This window comes from Pseudohalocynthiibacter sp. F2068 (assembly GCF_023015645.1).
GTDB classification, from domain to species: Bacteria; Pseudomonadota; Alphaproteobacteria; order Rhodobacterales; family Rhodobacteraceae; genus Pseudohalocynthiibacter; species Pseudohalocynthiibacter aestuariivivens.
Genome location: NZ_JALKAK010000015.1, coordinates 38,689 through 65,238 on the forward strand (window position 1 = coordinate 38,689; position 26,550 = coordinate 65,238).

The following is a 26,550-nucleotide window of genomic DNA, read 5'->3' on the forward strand; positions in this document are numbered from 1 at the left end:
TATCAGTTCGTCCTTGAGAGCGGTATTATTGGCTATGTCATTTGAATATGTTCTCGACAGAATGGAAGTCAGCACAGAACCCTTCGCGCTGTGTGAGCTTCGGGGTGAATGCGATTTGGGGCTAGGGCGCAGGCCAACTGCAACCTTGCACTACATACTTGCCGGGCAGGGGGAAATTGTTCTGCCAGATAGCCAGCGTATTTCTGTTCAGAAAGGGTCGCTCGTGCTGGTTCCGGCGATGCATTCGCACACATTGCGAAGCTTTGGGGATGGTGGAGATCTTTTTCCCGCCTGCAGCCCGGCAAAGCTGAACCTTGCAGAGCATTTTCTTGAGGCAAAGGAACTGGATGGTAACAGCCAGCTTGTAGCGCTGTGCACGCATGTCACGGTTGGGTTGGACGGCACTGGCGATCTGATTGATCTGGTGCGCGAACCAATTGTTGAACGGGTTGGCGATAAAAGCGAGATTCAATCTTCTCTGCGCATAATTATAAACGAAATTTCGAACCCCGGCCTTGGCAGCAATGCGATGATCCGGGCCCTGCTTTTGCAATGCATGATCGAAATTTTGCGCAAACGATTGTCAGCGCAGGATCGGGCATTGGTTTGGATGGGCGCTTTGGAAGATCAAAAGGTCTGGAAGGCACTGCGTCTTATGCTGGATGCGCCTGGGGGGGCTCATTCAGTTGAAAGTCTTGCAGAGGCTGTCGGGATGAGCCGATCTACCTTTGCGAAACATTTTTCCGACGCCTACGGCAGTGGCCCGATGGAGCTTTTGCGCAATCTACGCGTTCAGCGTGCTGCAAAAATGCTCGAGGAAACGGATGTGCCCGTAAAGCGGATTGCCGAAGTTGTAGGATTTCGCAGTCGCAGCGCATTCAGCAGGATGTTTGAAGGTCTTACAGGTTTGGCCCCTCAGAACTTTCGCCAGAAAAGCCGTTCTAAGAACTAGTTGGCGGGTTTGAAAATTATTCTTGAACGATCGTTCAGGTTTGGGTACGGATATATCAAAGAGAGTGGAATCATGGTTGGTCAGAAGCAACACGACACAAATCAGTTCATTGACAAGGCGATGCACACCTTTTGGGCGCATGGATATGAGGGTACGTCGATCAACGATTTGGTGAAGACGACTGGCGTTAATCGCGGAAGCATCTACGCAAATTTTGACGGCAAGCGGGACATCTTTCTTGCGGCACTTGACCGGTACGAAAAAAACTACAGCGCCCGTTTTCTGGGTGCGCTGTCAGAAATGCCTGATCCAAAAGAGGCGATTGTCGCAGCGTTTGAGGCAGCGGCAAAATCTGATGACAAATCGGATCAGCCAGCTGGATGTCTTATCGTCAATACAGCAGTTGAATGTGCACCACATGATCCGGCTATTTCTGTCATCACGCGTGAAAGCCTTGGCAACGTTGAGACTTTTTTCAAGAAACAGCTCTGCGCTGCAAAGCAGGCAAATTGTTTCGTTGAGCAGATTGACCCGGGTGAGATGGCAAAATCACTTCTTGCATCATTTATGGGGTTGCGCGTTCTGACGCGCTCTGGTGCCCCTCAGACGACACGAGACTCAATTGTTGCACAGACGAGGGCACTGCTCGCCTAAAAAAATTTAAGCAAACTAGAACGATCATTCCAAGATGTTTGATCGGATAAATAAAGGAGAATGACATGACAGTATCTTATGTGGAACGCGATCAGGCGAATACAGAAACGCTCGCGTTTTATGACCGTTCAGAAGAGCGTTTTCAGGCGCTTCTGAACATCTTCAAGGTCTTTGGCCATCAGTCTGAATACGGGACAGCGTTCACAGACACAATTATGGCCATCCTCAAAGACAGCGCACTTGACTGGAAAACCAAGGAACTTTTGATCCTGAAAGCGACGCAGAATAACGAGTGCCAGTATTGCGTCGTCCAGCATGAGCGTGTCTCAAACATGCTGGGTATTTCAGATGAAAAGATCGCAGATCTGGAAGGTGAGAAATACAAGACAAGCGAACTTTACACCGAAGGCGAAAGGGCGTTGCTGGATTTCACCGTGCAAATTGGCAAGGACGCCAACCGCGTTTCAAAAGGTCTGTGGGATCGTCTTCACGAACATTGGACGGACGCACAAATCGTTGATGCGGCGTTTGTCATCACGACATACATCGCTGTTTCAAAATTTGGTGACGCGCTCGGAGTAGAGCTTGAACCGATGTTTGATGGCGTCGACCCAATTCTAAAAGTCGCTCACTAAATTCAGGGCGGGCAGGGACTGCCCGCCTTTACACTCCACGGGAGAATCCGATGAAAGAAGTTGAAATTTTCACAGGTCCTGGCTGCGATTACTGCGTCGCTGCAAAGCAATTGCTGGTGTCTAAGAATTTTTCGTTCAGGGAACGAGACGTCAGCATACCTGAAGTAATGCTGGAAATGCGCGACCGACTGCCCAGAGCTAAGACAATTCCGCAAATATTTATAGATGGTCAGCACGTCGGCGGGTTCGAGGATTTTCAGGAAAAGTTGCAGGCCTGACGCCCGGAATAGCAAAGCCGTACACTCGTTTTAACCCGCAAAAAAAAATAACACCTGCCCGAGACTACGTCTCTGGTTTGGAGCAATCGTTCCTCGGGTGGAAATCTAACCGAAAGGCCGAAGTAATGAGCTTTCCAGTTCAAACCCCTGAAACAGCGCCTGAGGGTGCGAGGGGAATTCTGACGACTGCCCAGAAGAAATATGGTTTTGTACCCAATTTGCTTGGCGTCATGTCAACGGCACCTAGCCTGGTTGAGGGGTATCTTACCGTGGCGAAGATATTCGAAAGCACGTCTTTTTCACCAACGGAACGTCAGGTTGTCCTTTTAACAACAAGTTACGAAAACGAATGTGAATACTGCATGGCGGTTCACAGTACGTTTTCAGAAATGCAAAAAGTGCCGAGCGAAATTGTTCAGGCCATTCGAACAGGATCGCCCATTCAGGATCTAAAACTAGAAGCTTTACGCCGCTTCACAAGCGCGGTTGTAGCCGCGCAGGGTTGGGCGTCTCCGGACGACATTCAGGCCTTTTTCAATGCCGGATATGCGGAACAGCAAGCGCTGGAGGTTGTACTGGGTGTCGGGCTTAAAACGATCTCAAACTACACAACACATATCGCCAAAACACCGCTTGATGACGCTTTCAGTGCCGCTGCTTGGACGAAGGAAGCTTAATTCAGTTAAACAAGGGAGTCGGAACATGTGCTCCGTTCATGTTACGGGAGTGGGAGACTATTTAAGGTTTCTCCTGAAAAAACGGATAGTCTACAAAGTCACAGACTCTGTCGAGGCTGTGGAAACTGAAGGTGTCCGAATGCTAAGTTGGGTTTCTGTTAAAGAGGTGCTTCCAAGCACTTGGGGGCTCGCAGATCCGATCGCCGAAAGCGATTTGAGTAAGCTCAGGAAAACTGCGGCTAACATGTAAAAGAAATTCCAGCGTAGGAAAACCTGCTCCGAATTCAATAAATAACTGAGTGGCACGCGAACGCTTGGCATTCTACCAGAGCGCCCTCACTCTATTGTTTTGAATTGAGAATATTCTCCCAGTGTCTGCTGACATCCATTTTAGCTGGGAAGTTCTTCAGATCGAACAGTTTCAAGCGACCCAGCGCGTTTTTCGAAGACTTGAAACAAGTTTCTCAACATCAATTGGATAGGAAAACATCGGCCAGTTGTTTTCTACTGCATTCTCATGCGCTTCCTGGCTTAGTGCAGCCGAACAGTTGGTCAGGGCAAACACCTCGAAACCGTATCCGTAGGCCGTGCGCATCGTGGATTCGATGCAGATGTTGCTCAGAAGACCACCAAGGATAATTTGCCTAACTCCGCGGTTTCTCAGTTCTTCGTTAAGATTTGTCGACGCAAAAGCACAGGTGGTGGATTTGCCTGCGATCACAGTGTCGTTTGCCGTATCAATTGTGTAAGCGACCTGAGCGCCCCAGGTTCCTTTGCGGAGCGCGCCGGCGTTTTTTATCGTCGCGTTGATCCCGTATGGGTTGGTTCCCATTTCCTGATAATCTGATGAAAAACTGAGTGGCAGGTGAAAGACAGGAACGTTTCTTTGTCTCGCAGATGCCAATAGTAAATTCATGCGGCCAACGATGGCACCCCCTTCAGTCATCGGTTCAACGAGCGGATAGAGTTTTCCTTCTTCCGAAAGAAATTCATTGTTGTTGTCAACAAGTACTATCGCCAGTTGGTCGATATTGATCTTGGGCACCATCGCCTTTTCCTTACAACGAATTTACGCTTTTTTCGCTATTAAGCAGCGGCGGTTTGTTCGTTCAGGAAGCCTTCAACCATCGCGCCAAGGATCAGGGGTGTTTCATACATTGGCATATGACCTGCTTCGTCGATGGTTTTGATCTCAACTTTTGGATACCAGGCGCCAAAAGTTTCTTTGTAGTAGTCGGTTTGGAATCCGGGCAGATCCTGCTTTCCTGCGATGACCAGCAATGGGGTCTGGATCGAGGCTGCTTTTGCTTCTTCAGAGAAATCTTCACCAACCCACATGTTGTAGTAGCCTAGCATCGCATCTGCGGAAGAGGACGCAATGTTCGCTTCTGCAACTGCGGTACAGTACTTCATGGACAGGCGGCCGCCAGTCAGGCCCGCTGCAAGTTGCGAGGCAACTTCAGCGTTGTGGATAGAGCTTTGAAGGAAACCTTTGGTGTCTTCGTCTGCAGGGTAACCATTTGCCGTAACAGGCGTAATTGCAACAACGCTTTTCAGCCGCTTTTTACCGCTTGTCCAGTCGATCAGTGCTGCACGCTGAGAGATCATGCCGCTCATGGAGTGACCCATCAGGTGGAAACGGTCCCAGCCAAGGTGATCTGCAAGATTGAACGCGTCGGTTGCTGCTTCAGTTGAGGTGTATTCACCCTTGATGTCGATTGAGCCACCGTAGCCACGAAGATCAGCAAAAACAAAGGTATATGCATCTGTATCAAGGTACGGGGTGATGTTGTCCATGCTGTGTGAATTGTCGATCCAGCTGTGCAGCATCAGAACTTTTTCAGGCCCATTGCCAACGGTGTGGTGGGCCAGAGTGGGTGCAGTTGAATTTCCCATTAGGGTTGCTCCTATTGATTTGAGAGTTTGGAAAAATGTTCGCCTTTTGGGGGCGGAGTTTGTTGCGGCAGGCATTGTCTATTCCTGATTTTTAGGGGTCTGGGGCCTCAGGTTTACAGATGAGTGGTGGCTTTTCGCCCGCCATGACGCCGGTAACGACATCTAAAAGTCACCGGTTTTCATGGGGTTAGGACGACATATTAAAGCCGCCGATAGTGTTTAGTTCTTCGTTGGGTTCCATGTTGCTCCCTTAATGCATCTATCAGTAGATAGACAAGAAGAGTAAATAGCGCTTGCTGGAAGCGCCGTCAACCTCTATCTATCGATAGGTGTAACAGGAAAATGCTGATGTCCCGAAAGAGCGCTCAGAACTACGAAGTGAAAATACTCGACACTGCAGAAACGATGATACGTTCTCGGGGTTACAACGGAGTCAGCTTCAGAGAAATCGCAGATGCGGTGGGCGTCAAAAGCTCGTCGGTTCATTACTATTATCCAACGAAAGGCGCCTTGGGTGTCGCCGTAGCCAGGCGCTACACAGAAAACTTCCTCAAGACGCTGGGAAATCCGGAAGACGCATCCAACGACGCAAACGAAGTTCTGGAAAAGGTACGCGAACTGGCGCGGTATTCACTTAAACAAGAAAAGCTGATGTGCTTATGTGGCATGCTTGGCGCTGAAGTGGCTGACCTGCCGTCAGAAGTTGCGGACCAGACCCGATCATTTTTTCTTTTGAACTCAGACTGGCTCGTGACTGCGCTTAGCAGAACAGACTGGGGCAGGGCGCAGACAGAGAAAACACTTAGAAAGGCTGCCTTAAAAGCGCTTTCTACAATGGAAGGCGCGTTGATTGTTGCACGGTCTTTGGGTGACCCGGAAATCTTCGAAGAAATCGAAATGGACGAGCTTAGGGCCTGATCCGCACAGGTGTTGTGTGGACCTTTTCCAGTCGGATCAATTAGAACCAATTATTTTTGGTAAAGGTCGGGTTCGAGCGCAACGCAAACTGACGCTGCGCCGAAAAAAAACTTACCCGGACTTTGCCACATCATCGCCAAAACGTGAATGCAAACATCAATCCATGAATAAAGACTTAAGACAGCAAAAGCCGTTCAAGCGGCTGCCCTATTGGATCAGAGGTACTATTTATTTTTGGTTGCTACTTGGAGGTGGTCCGGTAGTTTACAAAACAATTGGCGTCGAGTATTTCATTGGCGTCCAGTACTTGCCGTCGCCTGATTGGGTTTCCCAAGCTCGCATTCCGGCAATTGTCTCCGGCTCCATTTCAGCGGTTTTGTTGTCTTGGGGAGTGGCCGTAGCCTTCAAGATCACTGACCACGGAACGGGGAAACTGAAGAAATTTGGAACAATGCTCCTTGTTCCTTCAATTGGGTTTATGATCGGAAGCTATGCTGTAACAGTGGGTGGACCGATGATTGGTGCCGTGATTGCTGGCGTTGAAATTGAAGCCCCATTCACCGTTGCCAAATCGAAGCGGTGGGTTGATCAAAAATGCCGAAACCCAATCAGGTTCGCAGGCTTGCCGTATATGTTCGACGAGTTCTGCGGTTCTTCCGAAGAATTCGGTCGTTCGCTTGAGATAGGCGGTCAGGTTTTTGTTATTGGAAGGGGTACGGAAACGGGTGTTTTTGTTAGGTCGATTCGTCTGATCGACTAGAAACTTGAGAGGTTAATCTTACAGACTTTTGTTCATCCGAAGACCCTATTGCTGAGATCCAAAGGTCACGTAGGTTCACGGTTATGGTGTGCAATCACTTCGCTCGACGATGGCCCCGGTTGATTGCCCAAGAAACCCTTTTCGAGCTTTTCCCAACTACCAAGGAACAAAATCAGGGTCGTAAAATCGCAGATAGTCTATCCACTCCTGCGGCATTTCAATTTCAAAGAACACCCCGGAGAGGATTGGCAAAATAAGAGCTGAAACAAATGCGCCTGCAACGATAATTCCAACGCCAACGCGGTCTGCCGCGATCTTGTTTCCGGCATCAAGCACCCGATACCGCACACCAACACCAATATGTGTAATCACGGCCCATACTCCGAAGAAGTAGTAAGGGATGAAGTAGTAGATGAACGGGGGGCCGGTCATGACCGAAGCAGGCCAGTAAAAGTTTGTATCAAGGTCAAAAATGACGCGTGCGAACCAAAGCGAATAAAGGTGCTGTGCCATGAATACAAAGAAAAAACCGCCAGACAGTACCTGTGCCCAAGGCCAAAACCCAACGGGTTTGCCGCGACGCAGGGATCTGACGAGTAGAATTGCTCCAACGATAAGCTGCGTCACGATCGAGACGATGAGAACTGTCTCGACAAGCAGGTTTCCGTAAATCAGCCTGAGTGCAGACTGGACTGAATTGTAGGTCGAAATCCCGAAAATGCCGCTCAGGTGTGTTGCGAGGTGCAAAACCAGAAAAACAATCAAGAAGACCGCATTGATTTTGTGTATTTTGCGAATGGTTATTTGGCGCGGTCGGGACGAAACACCTGTGTCATTGATCGTCAACTTAAAGTCTCCTTGAACCATTCCACAGCTTTTTCAAGCTGCGGTTTCGGGGTTTCCTGAAAGCCCATCATTTGAATGTCTCTTAACGACACTTTGGACAGCTCATTTCGCCAGGCTTGTTCCGCTTTCCACATGGATCGGGCGATGCCGCAGGGCAGGTTGTATATTGCGTCGGTTGATGCTGTTGGCCCGCGGCGCCGGATTTCGGTGCACTGAAAACATTGTTCATTTCCATCAATGGCAACAACGATATCGAGAAGTGAAATTTCGTCTGGTGATTTGGTTAGGCGATAGCCGCCACCTGGACCACGCCGCGACGTAACGATCTGTGACACCGACAATTGCTGCATTATCTTTGCGAGATAGGCTTCAGGCAAATCGAAATACTCGGCGATCTTTCGAGCAGGCAATGCCATACCTTCCGGCAGTGAGGCCATTAGCGAACAGCTGTGCACAGCCCATTCAACGCCTTCATTCAATCGCATTTGGAACTCCAGACACTTGTAGGTAAAAGCGGATAATAAATATCCGAATATCAGGAAAACGGAGCGGAGCACAACTTAAAATAGCATCCTCACGAAAGAGTTATCTTCTATCGGCTTCGGGAATTTTCGACTTGTTTCTTTTTCGACGTAAAATATAAGTGAATTTGTTCGGTGGCGAATTTGCTGTCTATGTAAAATAATGGATGAACTGACTGACAACCAATTTTGACGTATAAAGAGCAAAGCGAATAGGCCGCAGATGAAACGGTCAGCTGAAATCGAAGGTGAACAGACAAGAGCACTTTAAAAATTATGAACCCGAAGTTTGAATGCGCTTGTCTGATCAACCCATATTGGTTATTCGGCTTCGTTTTTCATACACTGTGAATGTTGATTTTGTTTGTGATCTTGGCGAAAGCCTTTACCGTTCGGAAAAGAAAATCTGGGAGGATTAATATGAACCTACTTACAAAAACCATTATCGCGTCTGGCTTTGTCGCCGGTATGGCAATTGCTGCGCCGGCGTCGGCGCAAGACTGTCCGCGTGGCGACCTTGATGACCGTTACTGTGATGTCGATGGTGATCTGATTGCCGACACCCCAACTGACGAAAGCCAACTGCTTGATCCGGAAACGCTTGTTTTTGCCTATACTCCGGTTGAAGATCCAGCCGTTTACAAAGAAGCGTGGTCCGATTTTTTGACGCACCTTGAGGCCGTTACCGGAAAATCAGTGCAGTTCTTTCCTGTGCAGTCGAATGCCGCACAGATCGAAGCAATGCGGTCGGGTCGTTTACATATTGCCGGCTTCAATACAGGGTCAAACCCATTGGCTGTGAACTGCGCCGGTTTCCGGCCATTTACAATCATGGCCTCTGCCGATGGTGGTTTTGGCTATGAAATGGAGATCATCACGTATCCTGGATCTGGAATCGATAGTGTTGAAGATATCCGTGGTGGCCAGCTTGCCTTTACGTCGCCTACGTCTAATTCGGGTTTCAAAGCACCCTCGGCAATCCTGATGTCTGATTTTGATATGGTTTCTGAGCGCGACTTTGAACCCGTGTTCTCGGGCAAACATGACAACTCGATTCTGGGTGTCGCCAATCAGGACTACCCTGCTGCTTCTATCGCGAATTCGGTGATGAGCCGGATGATCGAGCGCGAAGTGATCACACCTGATCAGGTTGTTTCGATCTATAAGTCGCAAACGTTCCCAACCACAGGTTTTGGCGTTGTCTACAATCTTAAGCCGGAACTGCAGGAACAAATTCGCGAAGCGTTCTTCAGCTTTGAATGGGAAGGTTCCAGCCTGGAAGCAGAGTTTGAGAAATCAAACGAAGCGCAGTTCATTGAGATGACATATCAGGAATTCTGGGATGTTATCCGCAAAATAGACACCGCAAACAATGTTTCCTACGCTTGCGAATAAATAAATCTGAAGGCGGTCCGTCCGAAAAACGGACCGCACTTCCAAAAATAACCAACTTGGGGGTAGGGGCATGCTGCGGCTTGTAGAGCTGGATAAAACGTATCCAACGGGTGACAAAGCCCTGAAATCTGTTGATCTCGAAGTTCCGCAAGGGCAGGTGCTCGCACTGATCGGCCCTTCCGGCGCGGGTAAATCTACACTTATCCGGTGTATAAATCGGTTGGTTGAACCAACCTCCGGAAGCGTTTTTTTGGGCGACGTCGATTTGACTAAGCTCGGGTCGGGTGCGCTTCGGCGCGAACGCCGTCGGATGGGGATGATCTTTCAGGAATACGCGCTTGTTGAGCGGCTGACAGTTATGGAAAATGTGCTGTCCGGCAGGTTGGGCTATGTCGGGTTCTGGCGCAGCTTCACACGCCGCTTTCCGCAGTCTGATGTCGATGAAGCATTCCGTCTGCTTGATCGGGTTGGTTTGCTGGAAATGGCAGACAAACGGGCCGATGAATTGTCAGGCGGGCAACGTCAACGCGTTGGAATTTGTCGCGCGCTTATTCAGAACCCTGCGCTTTTGCTGGTCGATGAACCCACGGCGTCGCTTGACCCGAAAACAAGCCGCCAGATTATGCGCCTGATTTGCGAACTTTGCGCGGAACGCGACCTCGCCGCAATTATCAACATTCACGATGTGGCCTTGGCTCAGATGTTTGTCCAACGCGTCGTTGGCCTGAGATTCGGTGCAATTGAATTTGACGGGCCACCAGATGCGCTAACACCAGATGTATTGACACGCATCTACGGCGAAGAAGATTGGGAAGCGACGATCGAAAAAGTCGAAGATGAAGACGAAATGGTGACGGCATGAGCGCGGCACTACAGGCTCGTGTCGGACAGCGCTGGCGTAAGCCCGCTTTCATCAAACGCCCTTGGCTGCGGTACACTTTGCTTATTGGAACGTTTCTATATCTTGTCGCGGCGATAGCATCGATAGAAGTCAACTGGTCACGTGTTTATGAGGGGCTGGACCGCGGCGTTGCCTTTATCGCGTCATTCACCAATCCAGACTTCACCAGCCGCGCCACGGATATATGGGAAGGTATGATTGAAAGCCTGATCATGACAGTCGCGTCCTCGGTCGTCGGTATCCTGATCTCTATTCCTATCGGCCTTGGCGCGGCGCGCAATATCGCGCCTTTGCCAGTCTATGTGATTTGTCGCGGCATCGTCGCCGTAAGTCGGGCGTTACAGGAAATTATTGTCGCAATTCTGCTTGTTGCGATCTTTGGGTTTGGTCCGCTTGCCGGGTTCATGACGCTGTCTTTTGCAACAATCGGCTTTTTGTCAAAGCTGCTCGCTGAAGACATTGAATCGATGGATAAATCTCAGGCCGAGGCAATTCGGGCGACAGGCTCGCGCTGGATGCAATGGATCAACTATGGTGTGCAACCTCAGTTCATGCCGCGCCTGATTGGACTTTCCATGTACCGGCTCGACATCAACTTTCGTGAAAGCACGATCCTTGGGCTTGTTGGGGCCGGGGGTATAGGTGCTACGCTGAACACGGCGTTTGACCGGTACGAATTCGACACAGCCGCCGCCATCCTGATCCTTATTATCGGGACCGTCATGTTTCTTGAATATGTTTCCGGTCTTATCAGAGCGAGGGTTCAGTAATGCCTGTTAAAACTCTCTCTGATGGCCGCAAGGCCTGGCAACGGCGCGACTCTAAAAGCCAACTGACACGCTGGTTTTTCACATTGATAGGCGTGGCCATTTTTGTCTGGTGCTGGAACCGGATTTCAGAAGCAACCACATGGTTTTTTGTCTGGGACGCGCCCAGCATTGCAGGCGATATTCTTGCACGCGCAACCCCGCCGCGCTGGTCTTACATAGAAAAGCTATGGGTGCCCATCTGGGACACGCTGAATATCGCGACGCTCGGAACAATTGGCGCTTTGATCCTTGCGGTTCCCGTGGCCTTCATGGCTGCTCGCAATACGACTCCGTCAACGCTTTTCATACGCCCTATCGCACTGCTGATTATCGTTTCAACACGGTCAATCAACTCTTTGATTTGGGCACTTTTATTGATCGCTATCATTGGACCGGGGGTTTTTGCAGGTGTTGTTGCGATTGCCATCCGTTCTATCGGATTCTGCGCCAAGCTTCTCTATGAAGCGATTGAAGAGATAGACGTCGCTCAAACCGAAGCGATAGCGTCTACAGGTGCAAGCCGTTGGCAGGTGATGGCATTTGGAATTGTTCCGCAAATATTGCCCGCTTTCGCCGGGATTTCTGTTTTCCGGTGGGACATCAACATCCGCGAATCCACCGTATTAGGCCTTGTTGGGGCAGGCGGGATCGGGCTTCAGCTTTCGTCGTCTCTTAATGTTCTGGCATGGCCACAGGTCGCGCTGATCCTGATTGTTATTCTGATGGCAGTCGTGCTTGGTGAGTGGGTTTCAGCAAAAGTTCGAAGTGCCATTATCTGATGCGCGTCGATCCCGAGGTAGACAGCAAATGGGCGTTTGACGCCTATCAGCAGGTGCGGGAAAGGCTGCCACAAGCGGGCGGTGAAACCAGACCTATGATGGTGAATAGCCTGGCTGATCTTGCCGATCAGTTTGACGTGTTTCTGCTTGATGCTTACGGGGTTTTGAACATCGGTGAACAGGCGATTCCGGGGACATGCCGTCGTATCGCCGACCTGCAAGCGGCTAGCAAACGTGTCATGGTTGTCACCAATTCTGCTGGCTACCCGAAACGATTGCTCATGAAGCGATATGAACGCCTGGGTTACACATTTGCGGCTGAGGACATCGTTTCAAGCCGCGAAACGCTTTTAGCTGCGTTGCAAAATGAGGAACCGCGCCGCTGGGGACTTATGGCTGCAGCAGAATACGGCACGGAAGAGTTCGAAAAACTCGACATCACGTTTTTGAGGAATGATCCCAAAGACTACGACACTGCTGAAAGCTTCATTCTTCTTGGAACAGGAGACTGGACGGATGCACAACAATCGCTTCTTGAGAAATCGCTGCGTCAGAACCCGCGCCCGGTTTTCGTTGGAAACCCGGATATCGTGGCCCCAGTTGAAGGTGGGTTGTCAAAACAACCGGGTCATTATGCCCATTCGCTTGCCGATACCACAGGGTGCACACCCGCTTTCTTTGGGAAGCCTTTTGCGAATATCTATGAACTGGTATTTCGCCGTTTGCCGTCTGACATTAACCGGAACCGTGTGGTGATGGTGGGTGATACGCTGCACACCGATATTCTGGGTGGTCAGGTCGCAGGGGTCAAAACCGCACTTGTCACTGACTACGGGTCTTTGAAGGGGTTTGATATTGCCAGTGCTATTGCGACTTCTGGAATTTTCCCAGATTTCATTCTTCCGAGCCCCTGAAACGGAGCTTTGCGCAGCGGATCTTTTTGTATAACCTATCTAAACGAGGGTTTCGATAATTATGGGTAGCTCTGCAAAATCGTCAAAGACAGACGTATTGTATATCTTTTCAACAGGCGTTTTCCGGTAACCTTTACTGAAGAGAGCGAAACTTAAACCCGCCCGTTGCGCTGTTTCCGCGTCTACTTCGCTGTCGCCAACATAGATGCATGATGTGGTGCCAAGTTTTTGATAGGTATCGTGCAGCGGAGCAGGGTCTGGTTTGCGCTGTGGCAGACTGTCACCTCCTACGACGGCACCAAAAAACTCATCCAACCCAAAGGCAGAAAGAATCTTGCGTGCTGGTTCTTCGGGTTTGTTGGTGCAGATACCCAAAGGATGCCCGCGCTGCTTGAGTGCCAACAGGGCGTTCTGAACATTGGGATATAGTCGCGTTAGCGTAGCGGGATTGGCATCGTAAAACTCTAACATCATCTGAGTGAGTTCCGCGTGCCGGTATTCGGGTATGGCTCTTTTTTGCATGGCACGTTCCACGAGTTTCGGAACACCGTTTCCGATGAACGAAACAACAGTTGGCAGATCAAAAGGGTCTGCCGCGACGTCACGCATCACATTGTTAATAGCTGCCTGAATATCAGGGGCACTGTCGATTAATGTGCCATCAAGATCGAATACAATTGCTGTCTTCATTTTCAATACCTTAGAGCATGAACACGAGAGTATAGATCAGCCATTTCTGACGACAATCAAATAGAGACCTGAAACCCGCTAAAGGCGTTTCAGGCAGGCCATTCTTAATATCGCCAGCACATTTTCTATTCGGAAATCTGAAGGTATTCGTGTTGGCCCAGTACTGACATCTCGCATGTCAACTCGACGTATGTCTAGAAAATGTCAGCGTTTCGGCTAAAAATGAGTAATCTTGACGCAAAGTACTAAACCCAACTCGCGTTTTCGCGATTCGAATTTTGCATTCGAAGCAAGTGGTTGGCTTACTAGGGAGAAAATATTTGGAGAACATCGCTTTCACAACAGAGATGGGTGTCGTTGTTGCGACACTCGTATTTACAATTTTCCTGTTTGTGTCAGAGGTTATCCGTATAGATTTGGCCGCAATACTCATCCTCGTTTTGATCGGAATTCTCAGTTATATTCCGGGGCTGGAACGTCTTGCCGATGTAAATCACCTCTTTGATGGCTTTGCCTCGAACGCTGTGATCTCGATTATTGCTGTCATGATTGTCGGTGCAGGTTTGGACAAAACCGGCATCATGAACAAAGTCGCTGGCGTGATCCTCAAACGAGGTGGCAGCACAGAAAAGCGCATATTGCCAATTGTTTCGGGAACAGTCGGTATAATTTCAAGCTTTCTTCAGAATGTTGGCGCTGCAGCTCTGTTTCTACCTGTGGTCAGCCGGATTTCGGCGCGATCAGGAATTCCGCTTAGCCGTCTGCTCATGCCAATGGGGTTTTGCGCGATCCTGGGCGGTACGATGACGATGGTTGGCTCTTCGCCACTTATTCTTTTGAATGACCTGATCGTAACGGCCAACAAAGGATTAAGCGCTGATCTTCAGATGGAGCAATTCGGTCTGTTTTCGGTCACGCCAATTGGTTTTATGCTTATCGTGACAGGCATACTTTATTTTCTGCTGCTAGGGCGTTGGGTTCTACCAGGTGAAAGTAGCAAAGTTGACGCATCTGCGGGGCAGGGAACATCAGAATACCTGAAACGTGTTTACGGGCTTAAGGCCAGCGTTTTTGAGGTGGATGTACCAGCGAACAGCCCCTTGGTCGGGCAAATTCTGGCGGACATAAACCTTGAAAATAATCTCTATATCATCAGTACTTTTTACCGTGGAAAAGTGTCGATGGTACAAGTTCTGACCGCAGAAATTGAAGCCCCCTGCAGGTTGGCCATTATTGGCAAACAAGAAATTGTGGAAAAATTTGCGACGAAGTATCGACTGCGTATACGTCCAAACCTTGATGTGTTTTCCGAAGAATTTGCAGCGACAAATGCGGGTATTGCAGAAGTTGTTATCCCGCCAGATTCCAAGCTTATCGGAAAGTCACCCCGTGATTTGCTGCTCAGAAAAACCTATGGGCTTAGCCTGTTGGCGATTCACAGGGGCGAAGAAACGCTTTCACATGTCGAGACCGAAGATCACACACCAACGGCGATTGGTCTGGTCAAGTTTATGCCGGGCGATATGTTGGTTGCGCATACAAAATGGGAGAACCTGACGCGCGTAAAAAGGGACCGCGATTTTGTGGTGGTGACGTCCGATTTTCCGCAAGAAGAACATCATCCTGAAAAGGTTGGTTGGGCGCTTACCTTCTTTCTGGTTTCCCTGACGATGATATTGTTCACCGACGTTCGGCTTTCACTTTGCCTTCTCACAGGGGCGGTGGGCATGTTGTTGACCAAAGTTCTGAGTATTGACGAAGCATACAAATCAGTCGGCTGGAATACTGTTTTTCTTTTGGCGTGCCTCATCCCGCTGGGTCAGGCGGTACAATCAACGGGGACCGCAGAATGGATAGCGCAGCAAATTCTGCATATTCTTGATGGCTGGCCTATTTGGGCGCTTCAGGCTGGGGTTGCCATTCTGGCCACAGCATTTTCATTGGTCATGTCGAATGTAGGTGCAACTGTTCTTCTGGTGCCACTTGCCGTATCAATCGCTGTTTCTGCAGGTGGAAACCCTGCTGTTTTTGCACTCACGGTTGCGATTTCGACTTCAAACTCATTTATCATTCCGACCCATCAGGTGAACGCATTGATCATGGGGCCAGCGGGATACAAGGTTATCGATTTCGTAAAGAGCGGCGGCATCATGACCATCCTGTTTATGGTGGTCTCGCTCACCATGCTTAATCTGGTTTTTTAAGGTGTCGCAACTGTTTTGGATTTGCCGTTGCGGCGCTGCGCAACGATGACACCTGTTGCCAGCACGGCAGCCCCGATCGCCTGTTGCCAGTTCCAGTCACCCCCCATCGCAAGAAGGATAAGCATCACATAAAAAGGGGCTGCATTCAGGTGGAAGGAGGCAACGCCAATGCCAAGGCCGCCAACGCCCCTGATCCAGAGCACCTGAGAGATTGCAAGCGCTACGCAGGAATAGACGATCATCAATCCCACGCTCTTGGTGTCGATAACTGGGATATTTGTTCCTGGCGTCTCAAAAAATACGCCAACGCAGTAGGCTGCAATGCAAAAGCCCATCATCCCGATACTTGTGACCGTGGTCATTCCAAGAGAGGACAGTCCCGGCAGGTTTTTCACTGTCGCGCGTGACCCCCACGCAAACAATGCTGAGGCCAGCAACCCGATCACGGCACCTAAGCCGAACCCGGCGTCGCTTAGATTAATGCCCGTTGCAATAAACCCACCCGCAAGCACCAGAACGACCCCTGAAACAAACCAGAAGGTTAACCTGCGCCCGTCGAGCACCACCTCAAGTGCGACACCTGACACCGGCATTGTGGCCGCTGCCAGCGCCGTTACAACAGGGTCTGTTAAGGACTGGGTAAACACCAAAAGGGTTGAACCAGACCCAAACCCCAACGCGCCAATCCAGATCCCTCTCAACCATGGGGCTTTTCTTGCGGCGCGAATCCCCTCGAACGACAACCAGACCAGCAAGATCAGGATCGCGCCAAGCGCGTTGCGCACCGCAATAAGGGACAGCGCTCCCCAGCTTTGCAGCAGAATTTCGGCTGCGGGAAAACCAAGCGAAAAGAAAGCGACTGCGGCTACACAGGTCACATTGCCTTTTAAGACATCAGCATTTTGCTGCGCCGTTTGTGTTAGAGACAGGTCAGTCACGCAGTCAGCCAAACGATTGTTGTTCTTTTAAATACGCTTATGCGAAACCTGGTTCATGCCCCGCAGCGACATATGCGTCGTATTCGGGGTTTGGCGTGACTATCGCAGCTGCGGCTAGGGCGTAGGTGTCTTCGTGTTGCCAATGTCCCAAAACAACCCGGCCATGATCTGCAATGCTTCGCGGCAAATGTCTTTGCGAACATGTTCGTCAGGAGCGTGTTGCGAGCAACCCCTGTACGAATGAGGGACCCATATCGTCGGCAAACCCAGGATGTCTGTGAAGCAGTCATTCGGCAGCGAGCCCGCCAGATTTGGCAGAACATGCACGTTCTTGCTCGTTGTTTCGCTTAGCGATTTTTCGGTGAACATGACCCATGGGTGGTCCGGCTCAAGGCGTGTTGCTCTAAACAAGCCATCATCATGGGGTTTTATTTTCACCATTTCATATCCGTGCAAATCGAGATGGCGGCGGAGGGCCGGTAAAATCTCTGACGGGTCGGTTCCCACGACATAACGCAATTGGCAGGTTGCGCGGGCGCTCGGTGAAATGGCGTTTACCGGGGCGTCGGGAACTCCGCTTGTCATTGCCAGCACTGCGAAGGAGTTCCACCCAAAAGCACGTTCTGCGGGCGACAGGCTCGCTTCTCCCCATTCGGTGTCAATTTTAGGTTCGCCGCTGTTTTGAGTATCGTCAACCGGCAGGTCTTTTAGCGCAGCGCGAACCTTTTCCGTTAGACTGTCCGGGCGCCATTCCGGCACCTTTATTTGTCCGCGACGGTCACAGATTGTTGTCAGCGCATGCGCCAGTATCATCGCGGGGTCGGCAAGCAACCCGCCCCAATTGCCGGAGTGATGCGCACCGTCGCGCAGTTTAACGACCAGATCAAACCCCAACCCGCCACGTGAGCCCAGAAAAATCGTTGGGGTTTCAGGTTGCAATCGCGGACCGTCGGACGCAATCAGAACATCTGCTTTGAGCCGCTCCTTTTCGGCCTCAAAAAAGGCGGCTAGCCCAGCGGAACCTGTTTCTTCGGAGGTTTCGATCACGACTTTAGCGTTGAACCCCAGTGACCCTTGCTCGGCTAGAATGCTTTCGATCGCGATGATGTTGATCAGATGCTGGCCTTTATTGTCGGCCGTACCGCGGCCGTAGTATCGCCCGTTCTCTTCAATCAATTTGAATGGCTGCAATCCATCGCTCCACTGGCTGGTTTGTGCACGGATCACATCAGCGTGCCCGTAGGTCAAAACTGTCGGCAGCTTCACATTCTCGATGCGTTCCCCAACCAAAAATGGCCCGCCTTGCGGGTCGTCATTGTTAAAGATTTTGCATGTGAAACCTGACGCGTTGAGCCGAGGTTGTAATGCTTCGGAGAGATAGCGCAGCAACTCTGGCTTTTTCCCGGGTTCCTGGCTTTCGGTTTCAAAAGCAACAAGCGCGCCCAGATCAGATTTGAACTGACCTTCATCAAAATAGCGCGTGGCGAGCGCGATGGCATTTTCGCGGTGATTGATCGCGTTTGATGTCATTTCACCTCGATTGTCGCCTGGCGTCTTTATTTAAAATATTGAAACTATTCAAACTTCCGGAATCTAACACATTAGTTCTGAAACCTGTAGCGCCATGGAGCTAAAGAATATCCGACGAATGGTAAGGCGTCTGCCGTCAAACACATTGCCTTCGTCCATTGGTGGTAATCCGTAAACCATGTAGATAGAGGCATCATCAGAATAGACGTTGTGGCCAACTGCTGAATTTATTAACTCAGCGCCGTATGTTTGTCTGTCGTTGCTCCACGTCAGCGTGTTTTCTCTTAGCTCAACGCTGATGACACCCCGGTGTAACAAGCTCGCCTCGCTCCATTCGCCACAGGAATAAGTTTCGGCAGAAGCCGTAGCCGAAAAAATACACAGCGTGATGGTCGCGGAAATTTGTTGTAAACAAGATGTTGGGCGCATTGGGGCATCTCCTCCACATCAAACACTACTCATTCATAAATCGGAGGCAAGGATAGTGTTACAGAGTGTACGCAATTCTTTGAGAAGCTCAGATATTAACAATCTATTAACGCCTTTTTGTTTTTGTTCTGTATTCCGAACCCCAACTCTTTCAGACAACCTGTTAGAATGGCTAACCCTTTGCCAGTAAGCTGAATTTGGACTTGCGTCCCGCAATCTGAAATTTGTAATCGTGAGGGGCTTGCAATTTTGTAGATTGTCGACAATTCTGCGGCGACTCTGGGGGTTCAATGATCAAGCCATTCTTTTCTAATGGAACTATGTGCTATTTAGACAGGTCAACCAAGACCGGACACATAGAATTTAGCGGGTGGAACCAGACCTTTATCAAGCGCTGTTATTTTCGGTTATGCCTATGAGTATGGATTTGCCTCCGCTCAGCGAAGAGACACGACGCAGTCAGATCGTACGTAGCTTGCGCAGATTAATCGTGAGCGGAAGTGTCGAGGAAGGACAGCGTTTAACGGAACAGGATTTGGCGGATCGCCTGGGTGTAAGCCGCGCGCCACTGCGCGAGGCGATGCAAGAACTTGTCGACAGCGGGTTGCTTATTAGCCGACCCTATAAAGGGATCAGCGTTCGGACGTTCACAATTCAGGATATCAAAGAGCTTTACTCGATGCGCTTTGTCCTTGAAAAATTTGCTTTTCGCGAATGCTGGGATAAACGAACTGCTGGCGCGCGTGACGACCTTCGACAACGTAACGAATGGTTGCTCGATTGTCATACCAAGGAAAATGACCCGCTCGTCGGGATAGAGCTTGAGCTTTGCATTCACAGTTGGTGCTATGAAGTGAGTAGTAACAGATTGCTGCAACAATTCTGGCACAAAATGCTGCCGAATATTCAGCTCTATTTTGCCTTGAACGAACGCGCGCATCAGCCGGGTGGGTTAACGCACAATCCGCACGATGCCTATGTGGCTTTGGCGCTTGGTGATGATCTTGATGCAATGATTGATCATCTTGATGCGCATTTGCGACAGGGGTTAGAGCGTACGCTCAAGTTCATAGATTCTGGCAGCAAAGGAGGTGGCCCGGAAACGTAAGTGTCTGAGACGGGGTCAGCTTAAAGTTCAGAATTCAACTGAAAACCCAAAAATACCAAACCAAGGGAGACTACTATGAAAATAACATCGTTTCTAGCAACAGGGGCGACCCTTCTTGTGCTGATGGCGGGAAGCGCATCAGCCAAGACACTGGTCTACTGTTCGGAAGGCTCACCAGAAGGGTTCGACCCGGCGCTTTACACCTCGGGCACTACTTTTGATGCTGCTTCGCACCCGATCTACAACCGCCTGGTCGAGTTTGAAACCGGCACAACCAATGTCATTGCTGGCCTTGCTGAAAGCTGGGAAGCGTCGGATGACGGGCTTGAGTACACATTCACCCTGCGTCAGGGCGTAAAATTCCATTCTAACGATGGTTTCACGCCAAGCCGCGATTTCAACGCTGACGACGTTATCTTCAGCTTTGAGCGTCAACGCCTGGATGATCACCCTTACCACAGCGTTTCTGGCGGTACCTGGGAATATTTCGACGGTATGTCGATGCCTGACCTGATTAAATCGATTGAGAAGGTCGACGAAAATACTGTCAAATTTGTACTGAACCGCCCGGAAGCCCCGTTCATTGCGAACCTGGCAATGGACTTTGCGTCGATCCTGTCGGCTGAATACGGTCAGGCAATGTCGGATGCTGGAACACCAGAGATGCTAAATCAAGCACCTGTTGGTACTGGTCCGTTCAGTTTTGTTGCTTACCAGAAAGATGCGGTGATCCGCTACGCTGCGAACCAGGACTACTGGAAAGCACCTTCAACGCTCGACAACCTGATTTTCGCAATTACACCTGACGCATCAGTGCGTTACCAGAAACTTCTGGCAGGCGAATGTCATGTAATGCCGTATCCGAACCCAGCTGACATTGAGGCTATGAAAGCCGATGAAAATGTCAACGTCCTGGAGCAGGAAGGTCTGAACGTTGGCTACCTCGCCTATAACACTACTGTTGCGCCTTTCGATAATCCAAATGTGCGTCGTGCGCTAAATATGGCAATCGACAAACAGGCGATTATTGACGTGGTATTCCAGGGGTCTGGCCAAATTGCGAAAAACCCGATCCCACCAACCATGTGGGGTTACAACGATGCGATCGAGGATGATGCATATGATCCCGATGCAGCCCGTGCAATGCTGGAAGCCGAAGGTGTTTCAGATCTCAGCATGAAAATCTGGGCAATGCCTGTCCAGCGCCCGTACAACCCCAATGCTCGCCGTATGGCAGAGCTGATGCAGGAAGATTTTGCAAAGGTTGGCGTAACGGTTGAGGTCGTTTCTTATGAATGGGGTGAATATTTGTCCCGCTCAAAAGAACTGGACCGCGATGGTGCCGTGCTGCTGGGTTGGACCGGTGACAATGGTGATCCCGACAACTTCCTTGCTGTTCTTCTGGGATGTGACGGACAAGAAGCTTCGAACCGGGCACAATGGTGTCACGAGCCTTTCGACAACCTGATTCAACAAGCCAAAACAGTGACGGATCAGGCAGAGCGTACGCGTCTATATGAAGAAGCACAGGTTGTCTTCAAAGAGCAAGCACCTTGGGCCACAATCGCACACTCGGTTGTTTACATGCCGATGCGGCCAGAGGTCGAAAACTACATCGTTCACCCGCTCGGTGGACACATCTTCTATGGTGTTGATCTGGCCGAGTAAGGCTGGCTTTTCCGGGGCCTTCGTGGCCCCGGATTTTTTATTCGGAGCGAAATTTCCATGACAAACCGCTATGACGATGTCCGACAGGTTGCGGACAGCCTGAATGTTGACGCAGTCGCCCTGGTGCCCGGGCCAAACTTTACCCGGTCGATGGGTCAGGCTTTTATGAGTCATGAGCGGCCCTTTTTGGTCGTGATCCCGGCAAAGGGCGAGCCAGCCGCAATTGTCCCAAATCTCGAGCTCGGGTCCTGGGAACTGGTGAACTTTGAAGGCGCTGTTTTTGATTGGCGTGATCAAGATGGCTACCAGCATGCGTTTGAGGCGTTTGCAAAACATATGCCGCTGAAATCACTGGCGGTTGAGGGACAGGTCATGCGGGTGTTTGTGCATCACGCGTTGAAGGCTGCGATGCCCGATCTGACGATTGTCGATGCCGAAAAGGAAATTTCCGGTTTACGCCTCCTCAAAACGACTGATGATATTAAATCCCTGCAAGCCGCAATAGATATTTCCGAACGCGCGCTGGAACGGGTGCTGAAAGCCATACGAATTGGCCAGACAGAGACAGAGATCGAACAAAACCTTGTTCAAGCTTTGTTTGCAGAAGGTGCCGATGAAATGGCATTTGGCCCGATTGTCGCCGCCGGCGATGGCTCGGCACGCCCGCACGCGCATGCAAGACCAGATTACCGCGTCAAGGCAGGGGACCCGTTGTTGTTTGACTTTGGCGCTCGCAAACATGGTTTTGCTGCAGACATCACGCGAACTGTTTTTGTCGGGCACGCAACAGACGAAGGCCGAGAGGTTTATCAAACAGTTTTGGCAGCCAACGAGGTTGGAAACGCGATAACCCGCCCTGGTATCACAGCACATGACATAGACGACGCCGTGACTTCTGTTATGGAGGCTTCTCCTTACTCCGACCGCATCCGTACCAAAACGGGCCACGGATTGGGCCGCGACGTTCATGAAGCCCCCTACATCATGCGGGGCAATCATCAGGTCATGCAGGCCGGCATGGTTTTTACCAATGAACCCGGGCTCTACGAAATCGGTAATTTCGGTGTGCGCATCGAAGATGATGTTCTGGTTACAGCAGACGGGTGCCGGTGCCTGACATCCTTTCCAAAAGAACTGACAATAGTGGGGGCCAATTGATGCTTAAGTACTTTTTGGCCCGGTTGCTTACGTTTCTGCCAACCTTTGTTGGCGTTACTTTAATTTCGTTTTCTTTCATTCGTTTGCTGCCAGGAGACCCTATCATCGTAATGGCGGGCGAACGCGGGATGAGCGAAGAGAGATACAATGCTCTGATGCAGGAATTCGGGTTTGACCAGCCGATATTGGTTCAATACTGGGACTACCTTCTTGGTGTTGTGCAGGGGGACTTGGGGCAAAGTTTTGTGACCAAGAGGCCTGTCTGGGACGAGTTTTTCGCGCTGTTCCCTGCGACGTTGGAGCTTTCAATCTGCGCGATGATCTTTGCCGTGATGCTGGGTCTTCCCGCAGGCGTGATAGCAGCAGTCAATCGCGGAAAACTGCCGGACCGGTTGTTCATGTCGATTGCTTTGGTCGGGTATTCCATGCCGATCTTCTGGTGGGCATTGCTGTTGATCATCGTTTTCAGCGGAAACCTCGGTATGACGCCGGTCTCCGGACGGATCGACCTATTATACTATTTTGACAGCACAACGGGCTTCATGCTGATCGACAGCCTCTTGTCGGGGCAGGAAGGGGCCTTTCGCTCAGCGGTTCGTCACCTAATCCTGCCTGTGATCGTTCTTGGAACAATCCCGCTTGCGGTGATTGCACGCCAGACCCGTTCTGCAATGCTTGAGGTGTTGAGCGAAGACTATATTCGCACCGCACGCGCCAAGGGTCTTACCCCTGCGCGGGTCAATGGCATTCATGCGCTGCGCAATGCATTGATCCCGGTCATAACCGTTATTGGCCTGATGGTGGGAACCCTGCTGGCGGGTGCAATCCTGACAGAGACTATCTTTAGCTGGCCGGGGATCGGCAAATGGATGGTCGATAGTATTTTCCGCCGCGACTACCCGGTGGTGCAAGGTGGCCTCATGCTGATCGCCGTCATGGTTATGATCGTCAATTTAACAGTCGATGTGCTTTACGGCTTCATCAACCCGAAAATCAGGAAACGCTGATGGACCACGCATCCACCGATGAAATCAAATCACAAGCACCGGCGCGCCCAGGCCGCCTGAGCGAGTTTTGGTACTATTTCCGAGAAAACCGTGGTGCGGTGATCGGGCTCTGGATTTTTGCGGCTTTTGTGATCGTTGCGGCAGGGGCGAACTTGCTGGCACCCTATGATCCGACAGAACAGTTTCGCGAATTCACGCTGGTCCCACCGTTCTGGGCCGACGGCGGAAATTTTGCCTTTCCGCTCGGAACAGACCCGCTTGGCCGCGATATGCTTTCACGGCTTTTGCACGGCGCGCGATATTCTTTCTTTGTTGGGATTGTTGTTGTGTCAGTCGCTGCGTTTGGTGGTATTCTCATCGGCTTGCTCGCTGGCTTTGCGCCGAAGTGGGTCGACACAATTATCATGCGGATCATGGATATCATCCTGGCGTTCCCGTCGCTGTTGCTCGCCCTCGTTTTGGTTGCGATCCTTGGTCCCTCGCTTACGAATGCGATGATCGCGATCGCGATTGTTTTGCAACCTCACTACGTTCGGCTAACACGCGCCTCTGTTATGTCAGAGCGGGGCAAGGATTATGTCACATCCGCCCGGGTTGTCGGGGCAGGTCTGCCGCGCCTTATGTTTATTACCGTCCTTCCGAACTGCCTTGCCCCCATTATCGTGCAGGCGGCCCTGTCGTTTTCAACGGCAATCCTTGATGCAGCCGCGCTGGGCTTTCTTGGCATGGGCGCGCAACCTCCAACGCCTGAATGGGGAACCATGCTGGCAGATGCGCGTGAATTCATTCTGCGCGCCTGGTGGGTCGTAACTTTTCCCGGTCTTGCCATTCTCGTGACTGTGCTGGCCATTAACCTGATGGGCGACGGTCTTCGTGATGCGCTTGATCCCAAACTGAAGAGAAGCTGACATGCCGCTTCTGGAAATAAGAAATCTCACTGTCGAGTTTGCCACGGCTTCCGGACCATTCCGTGCTGTGGATGGCGCTGATATTGTTGTTGAGTCCGGCGATATTCTTGCCATTGTAGGCGAAAGCGGCTCTGGCAAATCTGTGATGATGATGGCGATGATGGGGCTTTTGCCCTGGACCGCAACTGTCACCTCCGATGTGATGCGGTTTGACGGGCAGGATCTGGCAGACCTTTCCACGCGCGAACGCAGACGCCTTATGGGCAAAGACATCGCCATGATTTTTCAGGAGCCGATGTCATCGCTCAACCCTTGCTTCAATGTCGGCTACCAAATCAAGGAAGCCTTGCGTCAGCATCTTGGGCTTGACCGCAAGGAGCGACACAATCGTGCAATAGAATTGCTGGAACAGGTTGGTATTCCGTCGCCGGAAAAGCGGCTGAATGTCTTTCCCCACCAACTTTCAGGCGGGATGAACCAGCGTGTAATGATCGCCATGGCGATTGCCTGTTCTCCCAGATTGTTAATTGCGGATGAACCGACAACAGCGCTAGACGTGACTATTCAGGCGCAGGTTCTGGATCTGCTGACGGGGCTGCAACGGGATACTGGAATGGCCATGATCCTGATCACACATGATATGGGCGTGGTTGCGGAAACGGCTGAGCGGGTCAGCGTGCAATACGCGGGCCAGAAAGTCGAAGAACAACCTGTTACAGATCTTTTTGCGACACCTCACCATCCTTATACTTTTGCGCTTTTGGCAGCGTTGCCAGAGCGGGCGACGGAAAAGCACTTGCCCACAATCAAGGGCGTCGTTCCGGGCCAGTTTGACCGGCCTTCGGGGTGCCTGTTCTCGCCGCGTTGTACCTTTGCCGATGAGACTTGCAAATCAACGCCACCAGCTGTGCAACCGGCATCATTGGGCTATGCGCGTTGCCACTATCCCATTTCCGCCAAAACGGAGGAAACCGCATGACTGCGCCTGTTGTTATCGCGAAAGAATTGTCTCGTCACTATGAGGTCAAGGACGGGCTATTCGCAGAGCGTCAGACCGTACGTGCGCTATCGGATGCAAGCTTTAAACTAAGCCCCGGCAAGACCTTAGCCGTCGTTGGTGAATCTGGCTGTGGTAAGTCAACGCTTGCGCGGCTTGTTACTCTTATTGAGCCACCCACTACAGGGTCGTTGGAAATTGATGGTATTTCTGCTGTGCCCGAGAATTGGGCCAGCCTGCGCTCTTCTGTACAAATCGTGTTTCAGGACCCCTATGGGTCACTCAACCCGCGTCAGCGCATTGGTGCAATACTGGAGGAACCGCTCAAGATCAGTCGTCCTGAAATGTCGGCGTCCGAACGTACGGCAAAGGCGCGTGAGATGTTATCGCTCGTGGGTCTTCGCGAGGAACATTTTGACCGCTACCCCCACATGTTTTCCGGTGGTCAGCGTCAGCGCATTGCCGTTGCGCGCGCGCTGATGCTGAACCCAAAGGTGCTGGTATTGGATGAACCTGTATCGGCACTTGATCTGTCGATTCAAAGTCAGATTCTCAACTTATTGATAGATCTTCAGGAAAAATTTCAGCTTGCGTATCTCTTCATCAGTCATGACCTTTCTGTTGTTCGACATATGGCGGATGACCTGATTGTTATGTATCTGGGCCGACCAGTGGAAACCGGTCCAAAGGAAGAGGTTTTCGCAAATCCGCGTCATCCTTATACGCGTGCGCTGCTGTCGGCCACGCCAACTGCGGACCCGCTTGCCAAGAAAGAGCGGATCAAGCTTGAGGGTGAATTGCCATCGCCACTTGATATGCCCGCCGGATGTCCGTTCGCGCCTCGCTGCTGGCGCGCGCATGACAATTGCCATACCGAACGCCCCGTTCTGGACGGCAATCAGCATTCCGTAGCGTGTTTCTATGCGGATGTTGAAGATTAGTTTGCGTTCGTAGCAGAACGAAAACTTGTGGAGCCGG

28 protein-coding genes are annotated in these 26,550 nt (G+C 50.8%); 20 read left to right on the plus strand and 8 right to left on the minus strand.

Annotated elements, in window-relative coordinates; translation table 11 throughout:
* The first annotated feature begins 34 nt into the window (after positions 1 to 34).
* The 5 genes from MWU63_RS15915 to MWU63_RS15935 all read left to right on the plus strand — a co-directional run bounded on the left by MWU63_RS15915 (position 35) and on the right by MWU63_RS15935 (position 3,196).
* The gene (locus MWU63_RS15915) at positions 35 to 952 is read left to right on the plus strand and encodes an AraC family transcriptional regulator (protein WP_213890349.1); all 918 of its coding nucleotides are present in this window, start codon (positions 35 to 37) and stop codon (positions 950 to 952) included.
* Between the two features lie 72 nt (positions 953 to 1,024).
* Positions 1,025 to 1,606, plus strand: a complete 582-nt coding sequence (locus tag MWU63_RS15920; protein ID WP_213890350.1) for a TetR/AcrR family transcriptional regulator — start codon at positions 1,025 to 1,027, stop codon at positions 1,604 to 1,606.
* Positions 1,607 to 1,671: 65 nt separating this feature from the next.
* Positions 1,672 to 2,241, plus strand: coding sequence for a carboxymuconolactone decarboxylase family protein (locus MWU63_RS15925; RefSeq protein ID WP_213890351.1), 570 nt, complete (start codon positions 1,672 to 1,674; stop codon positions 2,239 to 2,241).
* Positions 2,242 to 2,291: 50 nt separating this feature from the next.
* Complete coding sequence (locus MWU63_RS15930) at positions 2,292 to 2,519, plus strand: glutaredoxin domain-containing protein (RefSeq protein ID WP_247078649.1); 228 nt, start codon at positions 2,292 to 2,294, stop codon at positions 2,517 to 2,519.
* Between the two features lie 125 nt (positions 2,520 to 2,644).
* Complete coding sequence (locus MWU63_RS15935; RefSeq protein ID WP_247078651.1) at positions 2,645 to 3,196, plus strand: carboxymuconolactone decarboxylase family protein; 552 nt, start codon at positions 2,645 to 2,647, stop codon at positions 3,194 to 3,196.
* A 421-nt stretch (positions 3,197 to 3,617) separates the two neighbouring features.
* On the opposite strand, the gene MWU63_RS15940 is transcribed toward MWU63_RS15935, so the two are convergent.
* Both MWU63_RS15940 and MWU63_RS15945 read right to left on the minus strand, forming a co-directional pair.
* Positions 3,618 to 4,244, minus strand: coding sequence for an isochorismatase family cysteine hydrolase (locus tag MWU63_RS15940; RefSeq protein WP_247078653.1), 627 nt, complete (start codon positions 4,242 to 4,244; stop codon positions 3,618 to 3,620).
* A gap of 38 nt (positions 4,245 to 4,282) precedes the next feature.
* On the minus strand, positions 4,283 to 5,092 hold the full coding sequence (locus tag MWU63_RS15945) for an alpha/beta hydrolase (RefSeq protein ID WP_247078661.1): 810 nt from the start codon (positions 5,090 to 5,092) through the stop codon (positions 4,283 to 4,285).
* A gap of 348 nt (positions 5,093 to 5,440) precedes the next feature.
* On the opposite strand from MWU63_RS15945, the gene MWU63_RS15950 reads away from it, so the two are divergent.
* Positions 5,441 to 6,010: a TetR/AcrR family transcriptional regulator gene (locus MWU63_RS15950; RefSeq protein WP_247078664.1), complete on the plus strand. Its 570-nt coding sequence runs from the start codon at positions 5,441 to 5,443 to the stop codon at positions 6,008 to 6,010.
* A gap of 163 nt (positions 6,011 to 6,173) precedes the next feature.
* Positions 6,174 to 6,770 (plus strand): hypothetical protein, encoded by a 597-nt coding sequence (locus MWU63_RS15955; protein WP_213890357.1) that lies wholly within the window; start codon positions 6,174 to 6,176, stop codon positions 6,768 to 6,770.
* A 156-nt stretch (positions 6,771 to 6,926) separates the two neighbouring features.
* On the opposite strand, the gene MWU63_RS15960 is transcribed toward MWU63_RS15955, so the two are convergent.
* Positions 6,927 to 7,616 (minus strand): hypothetical protein, encoded by a 690-nt coding sequence (locus MWU63_RS15960; RefSeq protein ID WP_213890358.1) that lies wholly within the window; start codon positions 7,614 to 7,616, stop codon positions 6,927 to 6,929.
* Positions 7,613 to 8,101 carry an Rrf2 family transcriptional regulator gene (locus tag MWU63_RS15965; protein WP_213890359.1) on the minus strand — a complete coding sequence of 163 codons (489 nt, stop codon included), beginning with the start codon at positions 8,099 to 8,101 and terminating at the stop codon, positions 7,613 to 7,615. The genes MWU63_RS15960 and MWU63_RS15965 overlap by 4 nt, the downstream gene beginning before the upstream one ends.
* A 456-nt stretch (positions 8,102 to 8,557) precedes the next feature.
* Between MWU63_RS15965 and phnD the strand changes: the two genes are divergently transcribed.
* The 5 genes from phnD to MWU63_RS15990 all read left to right on the plus strand — a co-directional run bounded on the left by phnD (position 8,558) and on the right by MWU63_RS15990 (position 12,935).
* Entirely contained in the window at positions 8,558 to 9,532 is a 975-nt protein-coding gene (gene phnD, locus MWU63_RS15970; protein WP_213890360.1) for a phosphate/phosphite/phosphonate ABC transporter substrate-binding protein, read from the plus strand.
* 70 nt (positions 9,533 to 9,602) lie between these two features.
* The gene (gene phnC / locus MWU63_RS15975) at positions 9,603 to 10,394 is read left to right on the plus strand and encodes a phosphonate ABC transporter ATP-binding protein (RefSeq protein ID WP_213890361.1); all 792 of its coding nucleotides are present in this window, start codon (positions 9,603 to 9,605) and stop codon (positions 10,392 to 10,394) included.
* Positions 10,391 to 11,203 carry a phosphonate ABC transporter, permease protein PhnE gene (phnE, locus tag MWU63_RS15980; RefSeq protein ID WP_213890362.1) on the plus strand — a complete coding sequence of 271 codons (813 nt, stop codon included), beginning with the start codon at positions 10,391 to 10,393 and terminating at the stop codon, positions 11,201 to 11,203. The genes phnC and phnE (MWU63_RS15980) overlap by 4 nt, the downstream gene beginning before the upstream one ends.
* The gene (gene phnE, locus MWU63_RS15985) at positions 11,203 to 12,021 is read left to right on the plus strand and encodes a phosphonate ABC transporter, permease protein PhnE (protein WP_213890363.1); all 819 of its coding nucleotides are present in this window, start codon (positions 11,203 to 11,205) and stop codon (positions 12,019 to 12,021) included. Before phnE (MWU63_RS15980) ends, phnE (MWU63_RS15985) begins: the two co-directional genes overlap by 1 nt.
* On the plus strand, positions 12,021 to 12,935 hold the full coding sequence (locus tag MWU63_RS15990) for an HAD hydrolase-like protein (protein WP_213890364.1): 915 nt from the start codon (positions 12,021 to 12,023) through the stop codon (positions 12,933 to 12,935). The genes phnE (MWU63_RS15985) and MWU63_RS15990 overlap by 1 nt, the downstream gene beginning before the upstream one ends.
* A gap of 39 nt (positions 12,936 to 12,974) precedes the next feature.
* Here MWU63_RS15990 and gph read toward each other — a convergent pair whose 3' ends face one another.
* Positions 12,975 to 13,625, minus strand: a complete 651-nt coding sequence (gene gph / locus MWU63_RS15995; RefSeq protein ID WP_247078673.1) for a phosphoglycolate phosphatase — start codon at positions 13,623 to 13,625, stop codon at positions 12,975 to 12,977.
* Between the two features lie 347 nt (positions 13,626 to 13,972).
* Between gph and MWU63_RS16000 the strand changes: the two genes are divergently transcribed.
* Positions 13,973 to 15,829 carry an SLC13 family permease gene (locus MWU63_RS16000; RefSeq protein WP_213890427.1) on the plus strand — a complete coding sequence of 619 codons (1,857 nt, stop codon included), beginning with the start codon at positions 13,973 to 13,975 and terminating at the stop codon, positions 15,827 to 15,829.
* Here MWU63_RS16000 and MWU63_RS16005 read toward each other — a convergent pair.
* From MWU63_RS16005 to MWU63_RS16015, 3 genes are all read right to left on the minus strand, one after another.
* Complete coding sequence (locus tag MWU63_RS16005; protein WP_247078675.1) at positions 15,826 to 16,767, minus strand: DMT family transporter; 942 nt, start codon at positions 16,765 to 16,767, stop codon at positions 15,826 to 15,828. The genes MWU63_RS16000 and MWU63_RS16005 overlap by 4 nt on opposite strands.
* Before the next feature lie 114 nt (positions 16,768 to 16,881).
* Positions 16,882 to 18,297: a M20 family metallopeptidase gene (locus tag MWU63_RS16010; protein ID WP_213890367.1), complete on the minus strand. Its 1,416-nt coding sequence runs from the start codon at positions 18,295 to 18,297 to the stop codon at positions 16,882 to 16,884.
* Between the two features lie 63 nt (positions 18,298 to 18,360).
* Positions 18,361 to 18,726 carry a hypothetical protein gene (locus MWU63_RS16015; RefSeq protein ID WP_213890368.1) on the minus strand — a complete coding sequence of 122 codons (366 nt, stop codon included), beginning with the start codon at positions 18,724 to 18,726 and terminating at the stop codon, positions 18,361 to 18,363.
* A gap of 415 nt (positions 18,727 to 19,141) precedes the next feature.
* Between MWU63_RS16015 and MWU63_RS16020 the strand changes: the two genes are divergently transcribed.
* The 7 genes from MWU63_RS16020 (at position 19,142) to MWU63_RS16050 (ending at position 26,513) form a co-directional block, all read left to right on the plus strand.
* The gene (locus tag MWU63_RS16020) at positions 19,142 to 19,834 is read left to right on the plus strand and encodes a GntR family transcriptional regulator (RefSeq protein WP_213890369.1); all 693 of its coding nucleotides are present in this window, start codon (positions 19,142 to 19,144) and stop codon (positions 19,832 to 19,834) included.
* Positions 19,835 to 19,909: 75 nt separating this feature from the next.
* Complete coding sequence (locus MWU63_RS16025; protein ID WP_213890370.1) at positions 19,910 to 21,502, plus strand: ABC transporter substrate-binding protein; 1,593 nt, start codon at positions 19,910 to 19,912, stop codon at positions 21,500 to 21,502.
* A gap of 57 nt (positions 21,503 to 21,559) precedes the next feature.
* Positions 21,560 to 22,660 (plus strand): Xaa-Pro peptidase family protein, encoded by a 1,101-nt coding sequence (locus tag MWU63_RS16030; RefSeq protein WP_213890371.1) that lies wholly within the window; start codon positions 21,560 to 21,562, stop codon positions 22,658 to 22,660.
* The gene (locus MWU63_RS16035) at positions 22,660 to 23,667 is read left to right on the plus strand and encodes an ABC transporter permease subunit (protein ID WP_213890372.1); all 1,008 of its coding nucleotides are present in this window, start codon (positions 22,660 to 22,662) and stop codon (positions 23,665 to 23,667) included. The genes MWU63_RS16030 and MWU63_RS16035 overlap by 1 nt, the downstream gene beginning before the upstream one ends.
* Entirely contained in the window at positions 23,667 to 24,575 is a 909-nt protein-coding gene (locus MWU63_RS16040; protein WP_213890373.1) for an ABC transporter permease subunit, read from the plus strand. Before MWU63_RS16035 ends, MWU63_RS16040 begins: the two co-directional genes overlap by 1 nt.
* Position 24,576: 1 nt before the next feature.
* The gene (locus MWU63_RS16045; protein WP_213890374.1) at positions 24,577 to 25,554 is read left to right on the plus strand and encodes an ABC transporter ATP-binding protein; all 978 of its coding nucleotides are present in this window, start codon (positions 24,577 to 24,579) and stop codon (positions 25,552 to 25,554) included.
* On the plus strand, positions 25,551 to 26,513 hold the full coding sequence (locus MWU63_RS16050) for a dipeptide ABC transporter ATP-binding protein (RefSeq protein WP_213890375.1): 963 nt from the start codon (positions 25,551 to 25,553) through the stop codon (positions 26,511 to 26,513). The genes MWU63_RS16045 and MWU63_RS16050 overlap by 4 nt, the downstream gene beginning before the upstream one ends.
* Positions 26,514 to 26,550 lie beyond the last annotated feature (37 nt).